We start from the raw sequence: 17,623 nt of genomic DNA, 5'->3' as shown, positions 1-17,623 counted from the left end.
ATCAGGCATCCAGTCGTCTAAGCAGCGCCAAGGCATCTGCCCGAGTCGCCGGGTCGCCGTTGCGACTCAGCTCATCGAGAAGCTCCCGGGCCCGACCCGCTTCACCGGCATCGATCAGGCGCTGGGCAGCGCTGATGGAAAACTCGCTATTATCCGTCTGAAGCGGCGGGAAGGAAACCTCTTCCACCTCCCAATTATCGGCAAATGACCGATCGGCAGGCGCCTCGACATCACCGCGATCCAGGCTCGCCCCCTCCTCGAGCCCGGCACCCTTCTCGGCGACCCCGAGCCCCTCGGTGGTAAATTCGACACTGGGCTGCATGGGCGTCTCCTCGCGAGAGGCGGCAGGAGAGTCGAGGACGGGGGGGCAATACTCGAGCATATCGCCGCTGCCATCGAGACCGGCACGCGTCACACTGGACGGTGACGAGGGTGTCTCGGGCGCGGAGCGACCAGCCGTTTTCGGCTCCCGGGCAGGCTCTGGCTCTGGCTCTGGCTCTGGCTCCTGCATCGGCTCTGGCTCCTGCATCGGCTCTGACGCCAGCGTCGGCTCGCGCCCTGGCTCCGGCTCGGACACGAGACCTGCGCCAATCTCGCTACTGGACTCGCCACCCGTGGGGGGCGCTTCATGAGCGGCCATCCTCGGCTGCGTCTTCTCCTCCGCGCCCTCATCGCCGGCTGACTGGTCGAAGAGCCTGGGCGGCAAGGCCGCCGCTTCACCGAAGTCGGCCCGTCCGCCCCGAACCTCATCGTCCGTCGTTTCATCGAAATGGGTAGGCTCGGCCCAGGTCTCGACGGCTGCCGCTTCACCGAAGTCGGCGCGCTCACCACGCTCCTCGGCCGCCGCCCCCGCGGCAAGGCCATAATCCGCCATCAGCTGTTCGGTCTTCTCGACCATCGCGGGGCTGCCCCCCACCATCAACGCCTCCGCCTCGCGCTCGGCCGCCTGATAGCTGCCTAGCTCCAGATAGACACCGAGCAGCTTGAAGCGCAGATCGTCACGCTCGGGCTCACGCTCGAGGTTGCCCTCCAACAGCTTGCGCGCCTGATCGTAACGCCCATAGGCGATAAAGATATCGGCTTCGTTGATGCTTTCGGCCTGGGGAAGCGTGGCGCTCATTCCAGACCCGCTGGGCGAGGCCGCCATGGAGGAACCCAACATGGACGCACCCGACATGGACGCACCCGACATGGACGCACCCGATGGAGAAGCGCCAACCTGCAGCGGCGAGGCCGCGCCGGGGGTGGCCACTCGCACCACGCCGGCCTCCGAGGCACTTGCCTCTCTTCCGTCGCGGCGACGATAACGCAGCGCCAGCCACAGCCCCAGCAGCGCGGCCAGGCCGGCTCCACCCAGCACCAGGCTACGATCCCACTCGCCTGGATAGACCCCTCCCCACCAGGATGTCTCCTGCTCATTGACGGAAGCGGCTGCCAGCCCACCGGCACCTGGCCCCTCGACACCCGCGCCGCCGGCCGTCAGCGACGCCAGCTGATCGCGCAGCGTCGACAGCTCATCGCGCATATCGCCGAGCTCCTCCTCCAGCGCATTGCGCTCCGCCTGCACCGCCTCCAGTTGAGCCTGACTCTGCCGCCAGCGCTCCTCCAGGCGCAATAGGCGCTGGTCTTCGGTGAGCCCCTCGGCATAGAGCGCCGCCTCGGACTCGGCATCGACGTCGGCGTCGTCTCGTGATGCAGCATCTTCCACGCCCGGCTCCGCTGCCGAACGCTCCAAGGCACCGTCACCGCCCTCCTCTACCGACCCTGCCGTAGCCGCCGTCTCGGCGCCGCCCCCCTGCTCCGCCGCCACCTGGGCATCGGTCAGCAGGGTCAGGCGGGGGCCGGCGTCATCAACCGCACCATCCTCTTCGGTCGCCGGAGGTTCGCTCTGGGCGACGCTCCTATCGGCGGCGGCCTCATCAACGGAGGCACCCTCAGACGAAACCTGAGCCTGCCGAGAGGCATCCTGGGCGGCGACGACGGCGCCCTCGGCTACGCTCTGCGCATCGTTCAGCGCCACCCGCGCCGGGGCCCCGCTGCCGCGATTGGCCCACGCCTGGTTCATGGCGCCGACGATACGCTCGGCCTCTGCCGGAGAGCGGGCCACGATGGTGGCGCGATCAGGCACCGAGAGAGCAAGGCCCGCGCGCATGGCGTTGATATTGCCGGAAGGGAAGGCCTCAGGATTCGCCGCTACCAGCGCCACCATCATCTGCTTCATGGTGATGTCACTATCCGGCCTCAGGCGACCCGCCACCCCCCAGAGCGTGTCGCCGCTGCGCACCCAGGTCGACCCCCGATTCGAGGCGAAGGCCGACCGGGACGGCGCCGCAGCAGCAGTGGACGCAGCCTGGCGCTCCTCGGCAGACGGCGCCGAAGAGGCCACGCCGCGAGCGCTACCGGTCACCAGCGCCGGCATCTCGTCATAGTTGGGGGGGTCGAGCAGCAGCGTGACCTCGCGCACCATCTGACCCGTCGGCCACTCCAGCTGCAGCAGCAGGTCGAGCCACGGCTCACGCACCGGACGCCGGGTGATCAAGTCGACATGGAGTCGCCCCTGACGGCGCTCGACGCTGAGCTTCACGCTCGCGGCGAGCGGGGTACGCTCCAGGCCCGCCGCGGCAAAGGCCCGCTCGCTGGCCACCGAGACATTGAGCAACTCCGGCTGGATGCCTGAGGCATCCACCAGAGGCACCGAGGCACGCAGCGGCGCATTGAGGGTCGAACGCACGTCTACCTCTCCCAGCCCCACAGCCAGCGCCATGGGGCTAGTGGCGGAGAGCGAGAAGAGCATGGCGAGTGTCAGCTTGCGTTTCATGTGATTCCCTTACAAACGACGACAGAACCGTACACGTCGTATCAGCCGAGGCAGAGCCGTTATGCCATAGAGTCTTACTCTCTGTGTACCATAAACCTGATACCTATGCGCCCCGTAGCCTCAACCTTTAGCCCTTGACAAGCCACCTGCAAATAAATGGATTTTCGCAAACTGGCGTAAATCCGTTCGGCAGTGAGCATTGGGGGCCGAGCTCATTGTGTGGGGGGGGCTGAGCTCATTGTGGGAGGCCGGACTCATTGTGGGAGGCCAGACTCATTGTGGGAGGCCAGACTCATTGTGGGAGGCCAGACTCATTGTGGGAGGCCGGCTCTGCCGGGCGAATGGAGGCCGAAGGCCTCCCGGTAAAGGCACAATACTGAGCAACATTACCAAGGCGCCTGTCGGCGCCATCGCCCGGGAAACCCGGCCTCCCACGGGGTGGTGCCAACCCCCGGAGAACCCGGCCTCCCACAGGGTAGTGCCCCCCCCAGTGGGTAGTAGAGCAACCTTCCTATCTACAGGGTTCACGTCAGTCTGCGATGATTCAATAAATAGAGCGGGGAGCCTCAAGGGAGGCTCCCCGCCATCGTACGGCTATGGTTACAACGAAGCGTTACTGCTGCTTGAGGATCATCAACATCCGCTTGAGCGGCTCGGCGGCCCCCCACAGCAGCTGGTCACCCACGCTGAAGGCGGAAAGATACTCACCGCCCATGGCCAGCTTGCGCAGACGCCCCACCGGTACGGTCAGGGTACCGGTGGCAGCGGCCGGCGTCAGATCACGAATGGTCGCCTCCTTCTCGTTGGGCACGACCTTGACCCACTCATTATGCCTGGCGAGACGGTCCTCGATCTCGTCGAGGGGCACATCCTTCTTCAGCTTGATGGTGAAGGCCTGGCTGTGGGAGCGCATCGCGCCGATACGCACACAGAGACCATCGATGGGAATGGGGTTGTCCTGAAGACCGAGGATCTTGTTGGTCTCGACGGAGCCCTTCCACTCCTCGCGGCTCTGGCCGTTGTCGAGCTTGCTGTCGATCCACGGCAGCAGGCTGCCGGCCAGCGGTGCGCCGAAGTTGTCGGTCGGGAACTCGCCGGAGCGCATCGCCGCGGTGACCTTGCGGTCGATATCGAGGATGGCACTGGCCGGGTCGGCCAGCTCGTTGGCGACACTGTCACGCAGACCGCCCATCTGGTTGAGCAGTTCACGCATATGCTTGGCACCGGAGCCGGACGCCGCCTGATAGGTCATGGAGGTCATCCACTCGATCAGGTCGGCCTCGAACAGCCCGCCGAGTCCCATCAGCATCAGGCTGACGGTGCAGTTGCCGCCGACGAAGGTCTTGGCACCCTTGGCCAGCTGCGCGTCGATGACGCCACGGTTGACCGGGTCGAGCACGACGGTGGCCTCGTCCTCCATGCGCAGGGTGCTGGCGGCATCGATCCAGTAGCCCTTCCAGCCACCCTGGCGCAGATCGGCATAGACCTTCTTGGTGTAATCGCCGCCCTGACAGGTGACGACCACATCCAGCGCCTTGAGCGCGTCGAGGTCGAAGGCATCCTTGAGCGGCGGAACGTCCACGCCTACGTCGGGACCGGCCTGGCCGACCTGGGAGGTGGTGAAGAAGACCGGCTCGATGCCCTGGAAGTCACCATCCTCGACCATGCGCTGCATGAGTACCGAGCCCACCATGCCGCGCCAACCAACGAAACCGACTTTCAACATGTGAAGTCCTCCAGAAATAGAATGTGGCCATTAGTATACAGGGGCGAGGGACAAGGGACGAGGGACCCCTCGAACCTCACCCCTCGCCCCTTGATCCTCGAACCTCGAACCTCGAACCTCGACCCTACAGCGCCTCGAAGGCGGCCAGCACCGCATCGCCCATCTCGCTGGTGGAGACGGTACGGGTGCCCTCGGAGGCGATATCGGCGGTGCGCAGCCCCTCGTCGAGCACCTTGCCCACGGCCTCTTCGATCTGCGCGGCCAGGGCCGGCGCGTCGAGAGAGTAGCGCAGCATCATGGCCACCGAGAGGATGGTTGCCAGGGGATTGGCCACGTTCTGGCCGGCGATGTCCGGGGCACTGCCATGGCAGGGCTCGTACATGCCCTGGCCTGACTCGTTGAGCGAGGCCGAGGGCAGCATGCCGATGGAGCCGGTCAGCATGGCGGCCGCGTCGGAGAGGATATCGCCAAACATGTTGCCGGTGACCACCACATCGAACTGCTTGGGCTCGCGCACCAGCTGCATGGCGGCATTGTCGACGTACATATGGGAGAGCTCGACATCCGGGTACTCCGGCGCCAGCCGCTCCATCACCTCGCGCCACAGGATGGTGGCCTCGAGCACATTGGCCTTGTCCACGGAGCAGAGCTTCCTGCCGCGCTTCTGCGCCAGCTCGAAGGCGACCCGCCCGATACGCTCGATCTCGCTCTCGCTGTAGACGTAGGTGTTGAAGCCGACGCGCTGACCATCGCGCTCCTCGATGCCGCGCGGCTGACCGAAGTAGATGCCGCCGGTCAGCTCGCGCACGATCATGATATCGAGGCCGGCGACCAGCTCACGCTTGAGACTCGAGGCCTCGGCCAGCTGGGGATAGGTGATGGCCGGTCGCAGGTTACCGAACAGCCCGAGCTCCTTGCGCAAGCCCAGCAGCCCCTTCTCGGGCCGCTTGGCAAGATCCTCGATGGTGTCCCACTTGGGTCCGCCGACCGCACCGAGCAGGATACCGCGGGCGGCCCTGGCCTTCTCGAGGGTCTCGGCGGGCAACGGCTCGCCGTGAGCGTCATAGGCGCCACCGCCCAGCAGCCCCTCCTCGATCTCGACATCCAGGCCGCGGGCCTGGCAGGCGGCCAGGATGCGGCTGGCCTGGGCGGTGATCTCGGGGCCGATGCCATCGCCCGGCAGTACCAGAATCTTCTGCGTCATTTTTGCTTCCTTGTGAGATTACCGCCGACACCGCAGCGGGGCGCCGGGGGCAGGCCGTAGAGGAGGTCCTACGCCAGGGATGGCGTCGGTAGCGTACAGGGAGGTATTCACAGCGCCTCCTCGTAGGCCTGCCGCCGGATCAGCCCCGCGGTCCGGCGGCAAGTGCTTAAAAATGTAAAACCTCGGCGGCGTCGCGGATCAGCCCCGCTTCCCGCCAGCAGGTGCAAGAACTATCAGGCCTCGGCGCCGTCGCGGAACAGCCACGGGCGAGCTTCACGATGCTTCGCCTCGAAGGCGCGAATGGCATCCTCATCCTTCAGGGTGATGCCGATATCGTCGAGCCCCTCGAGCAGGCAGTGCTTGCGGAAGGCATCCACCTCGAACTCGATGACCTCGCCGGAGGGCGTGGTGATGCGCTGGTTCTCCAGGTCCACGTCCAGGGCATAACCTTCATTGGACTCGACCTCCTGGAACAGGCGCGCCACCGTCTCCTCGGGCAGGGTCACCAGCAGCAGGCCGTTCTTGAAGGCGTTGTTGTAGAAGATATCGGCGAAGCTCGGCGCGATCACCACCCGAAAGCCGAAGTCCTCCAGCGCCCAGGGGGCGTGTTCGCGAGAGCTGCCACAGCCGAAGTTGCGGCGCGCCAGCAACACGCTGGCCCCCTGATAGCGCGGCCGATTGAGCACGAAGTCAGGATTCAGCGGGCGCTGGGAGCAGTCCTGGCCAGGATACCCCTCGTCGAGGTAGCGCAGCTCGTCGAACAGATTGACGCCGAAGCCGGTGCGCTTGATCGACTTCAGAAACTGCTTGGGAATGATCAGGTCGGTGTCGACGTTGGCCCGATCGAGGGGCGCGACGATGCCGGTGGTGCGTTCAAACTTGTTCATGGTTCAGGCCTCCTGCGCCTGGGCGTCGTCATTGGCAGCGCCATCGTTGACAAACTCGCGGACATCCACGAAGTGTCCCGCGATGGCAGCGGCGGCGGCCATCGCCGGGCTGACCAGGTGGGTACGCCCCCCGTAGCCCTGACGGCCCTCGAAGTTGCGGTTGGAGGTGGAGGCGCAGTGCTCGCCGGCACCCAGCTTGTCGGCGTTCATGGCCAGACACATGGAGCAGCCCGGCTCGCGCCACTCGAAGCCCGCCTCGATAAAGATCTGGTCGAGCCCCTCGGCCTCGGCCTGACGCTTCACCAGGCCGGAGCCCGGCACCACCATGGCCAGCTGGATGGAGTCGGCCACCCTCTTGCCGCGAGCCACCTTGGCCGCCTCACGCAGATCCTCGATGCGCGAGTTGGTGCAGGAGCCGATAAACACCTTGTCGAGGCGGATATCGGTGATCTTCTGGCGCGGCTCAAGCCCCATATACTCCAGTGCCCGCGTATAGCCATTGCGCACGCTGTCGTCGCTCTGGGCGGCCGGGTCGGGTACCTCGCCGGAGATGCCGGTGACCATCTCGGGGCTGGTGCCCCAGCTCACCTGAGGCTCGATCTCGGCGGCCTCCAGGGTCACCACCTTGTCGAACTCGGCCTCCGCGTCGGAGACCAGCCCGCGCCAGTCGGCCACCGCGGCCTCCCACTGCTCGCCCTTGGGGGCGTAGTGACGGTCGCGCAGGTAGTCGATGGTCTTGTCGTCGACGGCGATCAGGCCGACCCGCGCACCCGCCTCGATGGCCATGTTGCACACCGTCATGCGCCCCTCCATGGAGAGGCTCTCGATGGCGCTGCCGGCAAACTCGATGGCGTAGCCGGTGCCGCCGGCGGTGCCGATCCTGCCGATGATCGCCAGCACCACGTCCTTGGCGGTGACGCCGGTGCCGAGCTCGCCCTCGACACGCACCTGCATGTTCTTCATCTTCTGGGCCAGCAGGCACTGGGTGGCGAGCACATGCTCCACCTCCGAGGTGCCGATGCCGTGCGCCAGCGCGGCGAAGGCGCCATGGGTAGCGGTATGGGAATCGCCGCAGACCACGGTCATGCCCGGCAGGGTCGCGCCCTGCTCCGGCCCCACCACATGCACGATGCCCTGGCGCGGGTCGTTGATCTTGAACTCCTCGATGCCGAACTCGCTGCAGTTGTCATCGAGAGTCTGCACCTGGATCAGTGATACCGGATCCTTGATCCCGGCATTGCCCTCGGCGCGCTCCTTGAGGGTGGTCGGCACGTTGTGGTCGGGCGTGGCCAGATTGGCATCGATGCGCCACGGCTTGCGGCCCGCCAGGCGCAGCCCCTCGAAGGCCTGGGGCGAGGTCACCTCATGGAGCAGCTGACGGTCGATGTAGATCAGCGCGGTACCGTCATCGCGCTCCTTGACGAGATGCTGCGACCACAGCTTGTCGTAGAGTGTCTGGCCTGCCATATCGTTTCTCCCGGGCCCTGCGGCCCTGTGCTTTTTTAGTCGGTCTTGGAAGCGCCTTGACACACCTTCCAGGAGCGGCTTTTCCGGCGACAGGCCTCTGCGGGGGCGCTGTGAATACTTCCCTGTACGCTACCGATGCCCTGCTTCGCTCTCGCGTCCTGCTCCGCTTGCAGGGCCAGTGCTGGCCATCCATGGCCAGCCCGTTCGAAGCAGTGCTTCTCACCCCTGGCATAGGACCCCCGCTTCGGCCTATCCCCGGCGCCGCTCCAGCCGGTCAAGGGGGCCTGACCCCACGACGCTCCAGTCTTGGCGCTTTAGGGCCAGTTTCCCGTCCCTCGCCCATAAAATCAATTCATGTTATTTATGGATTGCATTCCTTTATGGAATTCGAAATGGAGGCGCCGTGGATACCCAGAGCCTGCAGGCCTTTCTCGCCGTGGCCGATAGCGGCAGCTTCTCACGCGCGGCGGAGCAGCTGCATCTGACCCAGCCGGCGGTCAGCAAGCGCATCGCCGTGCTCGAGGCCCAGATCGACGCCCGGCTGTTCGACCGCATCGGTCGGCGCGTCACCCTGACCGAGGCGGGCCGGGTGCTGCTGCCCCGCGCCAGGGAGATCCTGGTGATGGTCAGCGACAGCCGCCGCGCCCTGGGCAACCTGGCCGGTGCCGTGGGCGGCAGCCTGACCCTGGCCACCAGCCACCATATCGGCCTGCATCGCCTGCCGCCGCTGCTCAAGGCCTATACCCGGGACCACCCCGACGTGCGCCTCGACCTGCACTTCCTCGACTCCGAGGAGGCCTATCAGGGCGTGCTGGATGGCTCGCTTGAGATCGCCGTGGTCACCCTGGCGCCTCATCCGGACCCTCAGCTCGAGGCCGTGCCGCTATGGGTCGACCGTCTCTGCTTCGTCTGCGCCCATGACCACCCGCTGGCCCGGCGCCAGCGCCTGGCCCTCGACGAGCTATGCGACTTCGACGCCGTGCTGCCGGGGCCACAGACCTTTACCCGCGAGCTGATCGAGACACGCTTCGAAGCCGCCGGCCTGCGCCTGCCGGTCGCCCTCTCCACCAACTATCTGGAGACCCTCAAGATGATGACCGCCATCGGTCTGGGCTGGAGCCTGCTGCCGGAGCGCCTGGTGGCCGGCGAGCTGCACGAACTGGCGGTCGACCACCCGCCGATCCATCGTCCGCTGGGCTATCTGGTGCATCGCAACCGCACCCTCTCCAATGCCGCGCGGGCCATGCTGGCGGCGCTGGAGGCGTCACGCGAGCCCCTGAGCGGCACGGCAGCGCAGGATTCGTTAGACTGCTAGCCGACTAGCCAGGAGCCCTGCCCGTGCCCAAGCCCCCCTCCGCTCGCCCTGCCTCTCCGACACCGCTGCGCCATCGGCTCGCCGGTGGCCTGATCCTCACCGGCCTGGTACTGCAGATCCTGCGCCTGGCGGGGCTGCCGGTGATGCTGCCGGCGGTCAGTGTCGCCTTCTGGTTGGCGGTGGCCCTGCTATGGCCGGATCTCAAGCGCAGCAATCGGCGCCAGGCCAGCGTCCTGGCCGGCGTGGGAGTGACGCTGCTGCTCGCCGCCGCGCTGCGTTACGACGCCGAGATCGCCTGGGTGCATATGCTGGATGGCAATACCTATGTGGTGGCCATGCTGGTCGGGGTGAGCTTTATCGGCCTGATCGGCACCCGCCAGGGGCATGCGCCGCCACCCGGCAGCGCCGTGACGGGACGACGCGGCACCGCCGGCACCTGGCTCGGGGTGCACCTGCTCGGCGCCATCCTCAACCTCTCCACCATCTTCATGATCGGCGACCGCCTGCGCCGGCATGGCGAGCTGAGCATGCCGCAGCTGCTGGCCCTCAATCGCGGCATCTCCGCCGCCGCGCTGTGGTCGCCCTTCTTCGCCTCCATGGGGGTGGTGATGACCCTGGCCCCGCAGATGGAGTATGCCACCATCCTCGCCCTGGGCCTGCCCCTGGCCCTGGCCGCCGGCACCCTCTCGCTGCTCGACCTCTCCCGGCGCTTCGACCTGGACCGGGTGGCCGGCTACTCGCTGTCGCCACGCAGCCTGCTGATGCCCGTGATCATGGCGGTGCTGGTGATGCTGTTCCACTTCGGCCTGACCCCATGGCTCTCCATCGTCAGCATCATCACCTTCCTGCTGCCCGGGGTGGCGCTGGTCAGCAACCTGCCCCGCGGCCCGCGCTGGACCCTGACACGGGTGCGCAACCACGCCCTGGAACGGCTGCCGGCGATGCGCGGCGAGATCTCGCTCTTCCTCTGCGCGGGGCTGCTCACCCAGGGGCTATCGAGCTTTATCGGCGCCGCCACCGGCAACGACTGGCAGCTCTTCGCGCACTTCGGTGCCCCCCAGGCCATCGCCAGCTTCCTCGGCATCGTGGCCAGCGCCGTGGCCGGGCTGCACCCCATCATCGGCGTCTCGGTACTCGCCTCGATGCTCGACCTGAGTGGCGAGCGCCAGACGCTGTTCGCCTTTATCGCCCTCGCCGCCTGGGCGGTGGGCACTTCAGTGGGCCCCCTCTCGGGCATCAACCTCTCGCTGCAGGGCCGCTACGGCATCAGCGGCACCCGCATGACGCGCCAGAACCTGGGCTATGCCGCCGTGCTCGCCACGTTGGCCGTCGCGGGAGTCGTGGTGCTGGATGCGTGGCTATAACAGGAGCAAGGGGGTCTAGGGTGCTCCTTGCCCCTCGCCCCTCGCCCCTCGCCCCTCAACCCTCGACCCTCGAACCTCGAACCTCGCCCCTCGCTCCTACTGCGACACCCGCCGAAAGAAGCGATGACCACACTGGTGGCAGGGCTCGATGCGGGTCAGCTCGGGCAGGTCGACCTCGGCATCGCAGTGCACGCAGGCCAGCCGACCGGGCACCGCCATCTCCCCTTCGCAGTAATCGGCGCGGGCCGCCTCGAGCTCCTCCTCGAAGCGCTCACGCTCCACCACGCTACGGTCGGCAATCGAGAGCAGCGACTCGCTCACCTGCCGTGACAACGCCGAAAGATCGATGCCGAGCCAGGCCGCCACGCCCTCGCCGCCGGCATTCAGATAGCGCCGCATATCCTTGAGATCGCGCTCCACCCAGGCGCGCAGCAGCGACAGCTCGTCCTTGGTGAACTCCTCGAGCTCGGCCTCGAACTCCACCGCGTCGTCCAGCTCCTTCTGCAGGTTCTCCCAGGTCAGCTCCCGGGCCCCCTCGCGCAGGCGGTCCAGCATCCGCTCATAGCCTTGGCGCAGGTGGCGTTCCTCGTGCTCCTTGTGTGAATCACTCATGGTGCTCTCCTCGATATGCGAATGGGGAAACGCCGAGCCCCAACGTAGCCGGGCAAGGCCGTGCTGGGGTATCCTCTCCCTACCATTTAGACGACTTCCCGCCGTCAGTTCAACGCCTTGTCACCAGCATGCACAGGCAACATGACGCCGGACAAGCCATTCGAGCGTGCGCCCCCGGCGCGCCGAACCGATAGCCAAGGTACCCGTTGACAGCGATGGACGCACAGTACAAGCCCCAAGAGATCGAACGCGACGCCCAGCAGTTCTGGGAAAAGAACCAGTGCTTCAAGGCGGTGGAGGATGCCACCCGCGAGAAGTTCTACTGCCTGTCGATGTTCCCCTACCCCAGCGGCAAGCTACACATGGGGCACGTGCGCAACTACACCATCGGCGACGTGGTCTCTCGCTACCAGCGCATGCAGGGCAAGAACGTGCTGCAGCCCATGGGCTGGGACGCCTTCGGCATGCCGGCCGAGAACGCCGCGATCCAGAACCAGGTCCCCCCGGCCGAATGGACCTACGCCAACATCGACTACATGCGCCAGCAGCTCAAGGCCCTGGGCTTCGCCTATGACTGGAGCCGCGAGTTCGCCACCTGCGATCTGGATTACTACCGCTGGGAGCAGTGGTTCTTCGCCAAGCTGGTGGAGAAGGGACTGGTCTACAAGAAGATGTCCACGGTCAACTGGGACCCCGTGGACCAGACCGTGCTCGCCAACGAGCAGGTGATCGACGGCCGCGGCTGGCGCTCCGGCGCCCTGGTCGAGCGCAAGGAGATCCCGCTGTGGTTCCTGCGCATCACCGACTACGCCGACGAGCTGCTGGCCGATCTCGACAGCATCGAGTGGCCCGAGCAGGTCAAGACCATGCAGCGCAACTGGATCGGCAAGTCCCGCGGCGTGGAGCTGAGCTTTGACATCAAGTCTGAAGATGGGACTACTCAGGAGCCGCTATCGGTCTATACCACCCGCCCCGACACCCTGCTGGGGGTGACCTATGTGGCGGTGGCCGCCGACCACCCGCTGGCCCGCCAGGCCGCCGAGAGCAACACCGAGCTGGCCGCCTTCCGCGAGGAGTGCGCCCAGGGCGGCACCAGCGAGGCGGAGCTCGCCACCCGCGAGAAGAAGGGCATGCCCACCGGCCATCTGGCGGTGCATCCCCTCAGCAGCCGCGAGGTGCCGGTCTATGTGGCCAACTTCGTGCTGATGGAGTTCGGAACCGGCGCGGTGATGGCGGTACCCGCCCATGACCAGCGCGACTGGGAGTTCGCCACCAAATACGGAATCGCCATCGAGCCGGTGATCGCCGATGAGAACGGCCAGGCGCCGGATCTCTCCGAAGGCGCCCATGACGAGCACGGCATCCTGATCAACTCCGGCGAGTTCGACGGCCTCGACTTCGAGGCGGCCTTCGACGCCATCGCCGCGAAGCTTGCCGAACTCGGCCGCGGCGAGGTCAAGACTCACTACCGTCTGCGCGACTGGGGCGTGGCACGCCAGCGCTACTGGGGCGCGCCCATCCCGGTCAAGTACGGGCCCGAGGGCCAGACCGAGCCGCTCAGCGATGAGGAGCTGCCGGTCGCCCTGCCCATGGAGGTCACCGTGGACGCCACCGGCTCGCCGCTCAAGCGCATGCCGGCGTTCTCCGACCTGGGCGACGGCTGGGTGCGCGAGACCGATACCTTCGACACCTTCATGGAGTCCTCCTGGTACTTCGCGCGCTTCTGCTGCGCCGACAACCAGGAGGCGATGCTCGACGAGCGCGCCGACTACTGGCTGCCGGTCGACCTCTATATCGGCGGCATCGAGCACGCCATCCTGCACCTGCTCTACGCGCGCTTCTTCACCAAGCTGATGCGCGACCTGGGGATGGTCAACGTCGACGAGCCCTTCCAGCGCCTGCTGACCCAAGGCATGGTGATCGCCGAGACCTACTACCGGCCACAAGCGAACGGCGGCAAGCAGTGGTTCAACCCCGCCGACGTCGAGGTCAAGCGCGACGACAAGGGTCGCCCGGTCAGCGCGGTGCTGATCGAGGACGGCCTGCCGGTGGAGATGGGCGGCATCGAGAAGATGTCCAAGTCGAAGAACAACGGCGTCGACCCCCAGTCGATGATCGACCGCTTCGGCGCCGACACCGTTCGCCTGTTCATGATGTTCGCCGCCCCGCCGGAGCAGTCCCTGGAGTGGTCCGATGCCGGCGTCGAGGGGGCCCATCGCTTCCTCAAGCGCCTGTGGCGCCTGGTCGGCGAGCACCTCGAGGCGGGCCAGCCCGGCACGCTGGACGTCGCCAGCCTGAATGACCCCCAGCGCGAGCTGCGTCGCAAGACCCACGAGACCATCAAGAAGGCGGGTGACGATATCGGCCGACGCACCACCTTCAACACCGCCATCGCCGCGGTGATGGAGCTGACCAACGCCATCGGCCAGTTCCAGAAGCAGAGCGACGCGCCTTCGCCTCAGGATCTCGCCGTGGCGCGCGAGGCCGTGGAGGCCTGCGTGCTGCTGCTCGCCCCCATCACCCCCCACGCCTGCCATGCGCTGTGGGCGGCGCTGGGTCATGCCGAGCCGGTGATCGATGCCAGCTGGCCGGCGCTCGACGAGAGCGCCCTGGCCCGCGACACCATCGAGCTGGTCGTGCAGGTCAACGGCAAGCTGCGGGCCCGCATCGAGGTGCCCGCCGATGCCGACAAGGCCACCGCCGAGGCCGCGGCCTTCGCCTCCGACAACGTCCAGCGCCACACCGAGGGCAAGACGGTCCGCAAGGTGATCGTGGTGCCGGGCAAGCTGGTCAATATCGTGGTGGGCTAAGCCATGCAGCGACGCTCCTTCCTCACCCTGGGCCTGGTCGGCACTGCCGGCCTGGTTCTCGCCGGCTGCGGCTTTCAGCTGCGCGGCCTGAACACTCCATCGGCACCGCTGAGCGAGCTCGCCCTGGCGGGGACCGACAGCGACCTGGCCAGGCGGGTCGAGCAGCGCCTGGTCGCCGCCGGCACCCGGGTCCATGACGGCGCCGACCGGATTCTCAACCTGGGCAGGCCCGATATTCGCCAGCGTCGCGTCAGCGTGCTGGAGTCGGGGCCGCGGGACGAGGAGATGCGGCTCGTCGCTCCCTTCTCGGTACAGCGTGCCGATGGCGCCTATCTGCTCGACCAGCAGCGCCTCGAAGTCACCCGCCGCTACAGCGTGGATGATGGCGACCTGCTGGGCCGCGAGGAGCGTCGCGACACCGTGCGTGAGGAACTGCTCGAGGAGGCCGCCCGCCAGCTGATCGAGCGACTGCGCAGCCTGTCATGAAGGTCTTCCCCGACAAGCTGGCCGACGCCCTGGCGAAGAAGCTGCCGCCGGTGGTGATCGTCGCCGGCGAAGAGCCCCTGCAGCATATGGAAGCCTGCGACGCCGTGCGCGCCTCCGCGCGTTCACGGGGCATCGAGGAGCGCGAGATCCTGCATGTCGAAGGCAACTTCGCCTGGGGACGCCTCCACGAAGCCTCGGCCAGCATGTCGCTGTTCGCCAGCGCCAAGCTGATCGAGCTGCGCCTCTCCGGCAGCAACCTCGGCCAGGAGGGCACCAAGGCACTCAAGGCCTATGCCGAGGAGATGAAGGGCAGCGACAACGTGTTGCTGCTGGCCATGGGCAAGCTCGACTTCCGCCAGCAGAAGAGTGCCTGGTTCCAGGCGCTCGACAAGGCGGGCCTGTTCGTACCGGTGTGGCCGGTGGATGTCTCGCGGCTGGGCTTCTGGCTGCGCGATCGTGCCTCTCGCCACGGCCTCAACCTCGATCTCGATGCCGCCCGCCTGCTGGGTGAGCGCACCGAGGGCAACCTGCTGGCCGCCGACCAGGAGCTGCAGAAGCTCGCCCTGCTGCTGCCCGCCGGCGCCCGGGTCTCCCCCCGCGAGGTCGCCGGCGGCGTGGAGGACAGCGCGCGCTTCGATGTCTTCACCCTGGTGGACGCCTGCCTCAAGGGTGAGCGCTCGCGGGTCGCCCGCATCATGGCTGGCCTCGCCGGCGAAGGGGTGGAGCCCCCCATCGTGCTGTGGGCCCTGACCCGGGAGCTGCGTACCCTGCTCTCCCTGCATCAGCACCTCGACCAGGGCCAGAGCTTCGACCACGCCTGCAAGGCGCAGAAGCCGGCCATCTTCGAGAAACGCCGCCCGGCCTATCAGCAGGCCCTCGCCCGCCTGCCGGTCAAGCGCCTGCACAAGCTGCTGCTGTTTGCCCAGCGGCTGGACCTCTCCATCAAGGGCGCCTCCGCCCTGCCCCTCCAGGATGGCCTTCATGACCTGGCGCTGACCCTGGCCGGCGGCCGCGGCCTGCTCGCCGAACTGCCCTCCTCCTACCGTATCAGTTGACTCTTAAACACAGATCTATTGCAGTTACTGAAACCAAGGGGCGCTGGGGGCAAGTCGAAGAGGAGGTCCGAGGACCAGGGGTGAGGAGCACTGCTCCGAACGGGCTGGCCATGGATGGCCAGCACCGGACCTGCAAGCGGAGCAGGACGCGAGAGCGCTGCAGGGCCGAGGTAGCGTACAGGGAGGTATTTACAGCGCCTCCTCGCAGACTTGTCGCCAGATCAGCCCCGAGCTACCGAGCTACCTACGATAACCCTTACCTTAAGCAGCAAGGGTATGAAATTTCACACCATTTCATTCTATACTGGGCGCGTATCATCGTGACGCCACTCGCTCGCCGGGACGCGACGCGTGGCCACTCCAGGAGCCGGAAATCCACACGAAGACCCATACGAAGAAAAGGAACACCGCCATCATGAAGAAGCTCTACCACTACCTCAGCCCCCTGCTGATCCTCGCCCTGATGCTGGGCAGCCTGCCGGTCGTCGCCGCCCCGGCTCCCGCCGGCGGCATGATCACCACCCAGGAGGCTCTCGCCGCGGAGCGTAGCCAGTCGGATCGCGAGCGGATCCATGCCGTGCTGGCCCGCGATGACGTGCGCGAGCAGCTGGTCGCCCAGGGCGTGGACCCCGCCGAGGTCGAGGCCCGTGTCGCCGCGCTCTCCGACGCCGAGGCCGCCCAGATGGCCGAGCGCCTCGACCAGATGCCCGCCGGCGCCAGCGTGGTCGGCGCGCTGTTCGCCGTCTTCGTGATCCTGCTGGTCACCGACATCCTCGGCCTGACCAACGTCTACCCCTTCACGCGCTGAGTGGGTGTGATCATGATCGACTGCCTTTCAGGGCAGCCGACCAGCAACAGGAACGCCCGCCCCGCGGGCGTTCTTGCGTTGGTACTGCTGCTTTTGTTGCTCGCCGGCTGTGCGACCACCCCACGTCTCGATGACGCCACCCGTAGCGCGATAGCCCCGCGAGTGCTGATCGACGATATGCCCTTCCATGGCCAGCGCGACTATCAGTGTGGGCCCGCCTCACTGACCATGGTGCTGCAGCATGACGGCGTGGCAACCGACGTCGACACCCTGATTCCCCAGGTCTTTACCCCCGGCCGCGAGGGTAGCGTGCAGCCCGAGATGCTCGCCACGGTGCGCCGCAATGGCAGGATTCCCTTCGTGATCGAGGGTCGCTTCGAGACGCTGCTGAGCGAGCTCGATGCCGGTCATCCGGTCGTGGTGATGCAGAACCTCTCCCTGCCCGCCTGGCCCCTGTGGCACTACGCCGTGGCCATCGGCTACGATTTGCAGGAGGAAACGCTGATCCTCCATAGCGGCATGGAGGCCGGGCGCAAGGAGTCGTTCAAGCGCTTCGACGCCACCTGGGCCCGTAGCGATCGCTGGGCCTTCGTGGCGCTTCCCCCCGGGGAGCTGCCGGCCACCATCGGCGCCGAGGCAGCGCTGCAGGCGATCGGCGACTTCGAGGGAGTACAGGGTAGCGAAGCGGCGCTGCCCGCCTGGGAGGCACTGGCGGCGCGTTACCCGCACAACGCCATGGCCCATTTCGGCCTCGGCAATGCCCGCCATGCCGCCGGCGATCTCGAAGGCGCCATCAGCGCCTTCGGTAATGCCGCGGCGGCGAACGAATCGCTTGCCCCGGCGTGGCTCAACCTGGGGCTCGCCCTGGAAGCCGCCGGACGCCGAGCAGAGGCCCTCGAGGCCCTGACGCGTGCCGCCGCGCTACCCGGACGCTGGCAGTCGCACAGTCGTGAGGCCCTGGAGCGGCTGAGCGAATAGCGAGGAAGCGAGGAACGAGGAAGCGAGGAACGAGGAAGCGAGGAACGAGGAAGCGAGGAACGAGGAAGCGAGGAACGAGGAAGCGAGGGGCGA

At 66.9% G+C, this 17,623-nt stretch carries 13 protein-coding genes; 7 read left to right on the top strand and 6 right to left on the bottom strand.

Features of this window, described 5'->3' with window-relative positions; all coding sequences use genetic code 11:
- Nucleotide 1: 1 nt before the first annotated feature.
- From GRB80_RS02050 to leuC, 5 genes are all read right to left on the bottom strand, one after another.
- Nucleotides 2-2,818, bottom strand: a complete 2,817-nt coding sequence (locus GRB80_RS02050) for a FimV/HubP family polar landmark protein (protein WP_161422387.1) — start codon at nucleotides 2,816-2,818, stop codon at nucleotides 2-4.
- A gap of 613 nt (nucleotides 2,819-3,431) precedes the next feature.
- Entirely contained in the window at nucleotides 3,432-4,544 is a 1,113-nt protein-coding gene (asd, locus tag GRB80_RS02045) for an aspartate-semialdehyde dehydrogenase (RefSeq protein WP_132042536.1), read from the bottom strand.
- 124 nt (nucleotides 4,545-4,668) lie between these two features.
- Complete coding sequence (leuB, locus tag GRB80_RS02040) at nucleotides 4,669-5,748, bottom strand: 3-isopropylmalate dehydrogenase (RefSeq protein ID WP_161422386.1); 1,080 nt, start codon at nucleotides 5,746-5,748, stop codon at nucleotides 4,669-4,671.
- A 233-nt stretch (nucleotides 5,749-5,981) separates the two neighbouring features.
- The gene (gene leuD / locus GRB80_RS02035) at nucleotides 5,982-6,635 is read right to left on the bottom strand and encodes a 3-isopropylmalate dehydratase small subunit (protein WP_161422385.1); all 654 of its coding nucleotides are present in this window, start codon (nucleotides 6,633-6,635) and stop codon (nucleotides 5,982-5,984) included.
- A 3-nt stretch (nucleotides 6,636-6,638) separates the two neighbouring features.
- Nucleotides 6,639-8,102: a 3-isopropylmalate dehydratase large subunit gene (gene leuC, locus GRB80_RS02030; protein WP_161422384.1), complete on the bottom strand. Its 1,464-nt coding sequence runs from the start codon at nucleotides 8,100-8,102 to the stop codon at nucleotides 6,639-6,641.
- A gap of 403 nt (nucleotides 8,103-8,505) precedes the next feature.
- Between leuC and GRB80_RS02025 the strand changes: the two genes are divergently transcribed.
- Both GRB80_RS02025 and GRB80_RS02020 read left to right on the top strand, forming a co-directional pair.
- Nucleotides 8,506-9,417 carry a LysR family transcriptional regulator gene (locus GRB80_RS02025; protein ID WP_161422383.1) on the top strand — a complete coding sequence of 304 codons (912 nt, stop codon included), beginning with the start codon at nucleotides 8,506-8,508 and terminating at the stop codon, nucleotides 9,415-9,417.
- A 23-nt stretch (nucleotides 9,418-9,440) separates the two neighbouring features.
- The gene (locus GRB80_RS02020) at nucleotides 9,441-10,781 is read left to right on the top strand and encodes a hypothetical protein (protein ID WP_309663587.1); all 1,341 of its coding nucleotides are present in this window, start codon (nucleotides 9,441-9,443) and stop codon (nucleotides 10,779-10,781) included.
- A gap of 96 nt (nucleotides 10,782-10,877) precedes the next feature.
- Here GRB80_RS02020 and GRB80_RS02015 read toward each other — a convergent pair whose 3' ends face one another.
- Nucleotides 10,878-11,393, bottom strand: a complete 516-nt coding sequence (locus GRB80_RS02015; RefSeq protein WP_132042527.1) for a zinc ribbon-containing protein — start codon at nucleotides 11,391-11,393, stop codon at nucleotides 10,878-10,880.
- Between the two features lie 215 nt (nucleotides 11,394-11,608).
- Here GRB80_RS02015 and leuS point away from each other — a divergent pair, with 215 nt between their 5' ends.
- The 5 genes from leuS to GRB80_RS01990 all read left to right on the top strand — a co-directional run bounded on the left by leuS (nucleotide 11,609) and on the right by GRB80_RS01990 (nucleotide 17,530).
- The gene (leuS, locus tag GRB80_RS02010; RefSeq protein WP_161422382.1) at nucleotides 11,609-14,203 is read left to right on the top strand and encodes a leucine--tRNA ligase; all 2,595 of its coding nucleotides are present in this window, start codon (nucleotides 11,609-11,611) and stop codon (nucleotides 14,201-14,203) included.
- Between the two features lie 3 nt (nucleotides 14,204-14,206).
- Nucleotides 14,207-14,689: an LPS-assembly lipoprotein LptE gene (locus GRB80_RS02005; protein ID WP_161422381.1), complete on the top strand. Its 483-nt coding sequence runs from the start codon at nucleotides 14,207-14,209 to the stop codon at nucleotides 14,687-14,689.
- On the top strand, nucleotides 14,686-15,744 hold the full coding sequence (holA, locus tag GRB80_RS02000; RefSeq protein ID WP_161422380.1) for a DNA polymerase III subunit delta: 1,059 nt from the start codon (nucleotides 14,686-14,688) through the stop codon (nucleotides 15,742-15,744). Before GRB80_RS02005 ends, holA begins: the two co-directional genes overlap by 4 nt.
- A 415-nt stretch (nucleotides 15,745-16,159) precedes the next feature.
- Nucleotides 16,160-16,552, top strand: a complete 393-nt coding sequence (locus GRB80_RS01995; protein ID WP_161422379.1) for a PA2779 family protein — start codon at nucleotides 16,160-16,162, stop codon at nucleotides 16,550-16,552.
- Between the two features lie 12 nt (nucleotides 16,553-16,564).
- Nucleotides 16,565-17,530 carry a PA2778 family cysteine peptidase gene (locus GRB80_RS01990; RefSeq protein WP_161422378.1) on the top strand — a complete coding sequence of 322 codons (966 nt, stop codon included), beginning with the start codon at nucleotides 16,565-16,567 and terminating at the stop codon, nucleotides 17,528-17,530.
- Nucleotides 17,531-17,623 lie beyond the last annotated feature (93 nt).

The sequence above is a fragment of the Halomonas icarae genome (assembly GCF_009901955.1).
Classification (GTDB): domain Bacteria; phylum Pseudomonadota; class Gammaproteobacteria; order Pseudomonadales; family Halomonadaceae; genus Halomonas; species Halomonas icarae.
The sequence above is the reverse complement of the archived record's forward strand: the minus strand, read 5'-3'. Positions and strand labels throughout refer to the sequence as shown.

Coding starts and splice junctions, on each gene's coding strand:
- GRB80_RS02050 (WP_161422387.1), bottom strand. CDS start 2,818: ATGAAACGCAAGCTGACACTCGCCATGCTCTTCTCGCTCTCCGCCACT.
- asd (WP_132042536.1), bottom strand. CDS start 4,544: ATGTTGAAAGTCGGTTTCGTTGGTTGGCGCGGCATGGTGGGCTCGGTA.
- leuB (WP_161422386.1), bottom strand. CDS start 5,748: ATGACGCAGAAGATTCTGGTACTGCCGGGCGATGGCATCGGCCCCGAG.
- leuD (WP_161422385.1), bottom strand. CDS start 6,635: ATGAACAAGTTTGAACGCACCACCGGCATCGTCGCGCCCCTCGATCGG.
- leuC (WP_161422384.1), bottom strand. CDS start 8,102: ATGGCAGGCCAGACACTCTACGACAAGCTGTGGTCGCAGCATCTCGTC.
- GRB80_RS02015 (WP_132042527.1), bottom strand. CDS start 11,393: ATGAGTGATTCACACAAGGAGCACGAGGAACGCCACCTGCGCCAAGGC.
- leuS (WP_161422382.1), top strand. CDS start 11,609: ATGGACGCACAGTACAAGCCCCAAGAGATCGAACGCGACGCCCAGCAG.
- GRB80_RS02005 (WP_161422381.1), top strand. CDS start 14,207: ATGCAGCGACGCTCCTTCCTCACCCTGGGCCTGGTCGGCACTGCCGGC.
- holA (WP_161422380.1), top strand. CDS start 14,686: ATGAAGGTCTTCCCCGACAAGCTGGCCGACGCCCTGGCGAAGAAGCTG.
- GRB80_RS01995 (WP_161422379.1), top strand. CDS start 16,160: ATGAAGAAGCTCTACCACTACCTCAGCCCCCTGCTGATCCTCGCCCTG.
- GRB80_RS01990 (WP_161422378.1), top strand. CDS start 16,565: ATGATCGACTGCCTTTCAGGGCAGCCGACCAGCAACAGGAACGCCCGC.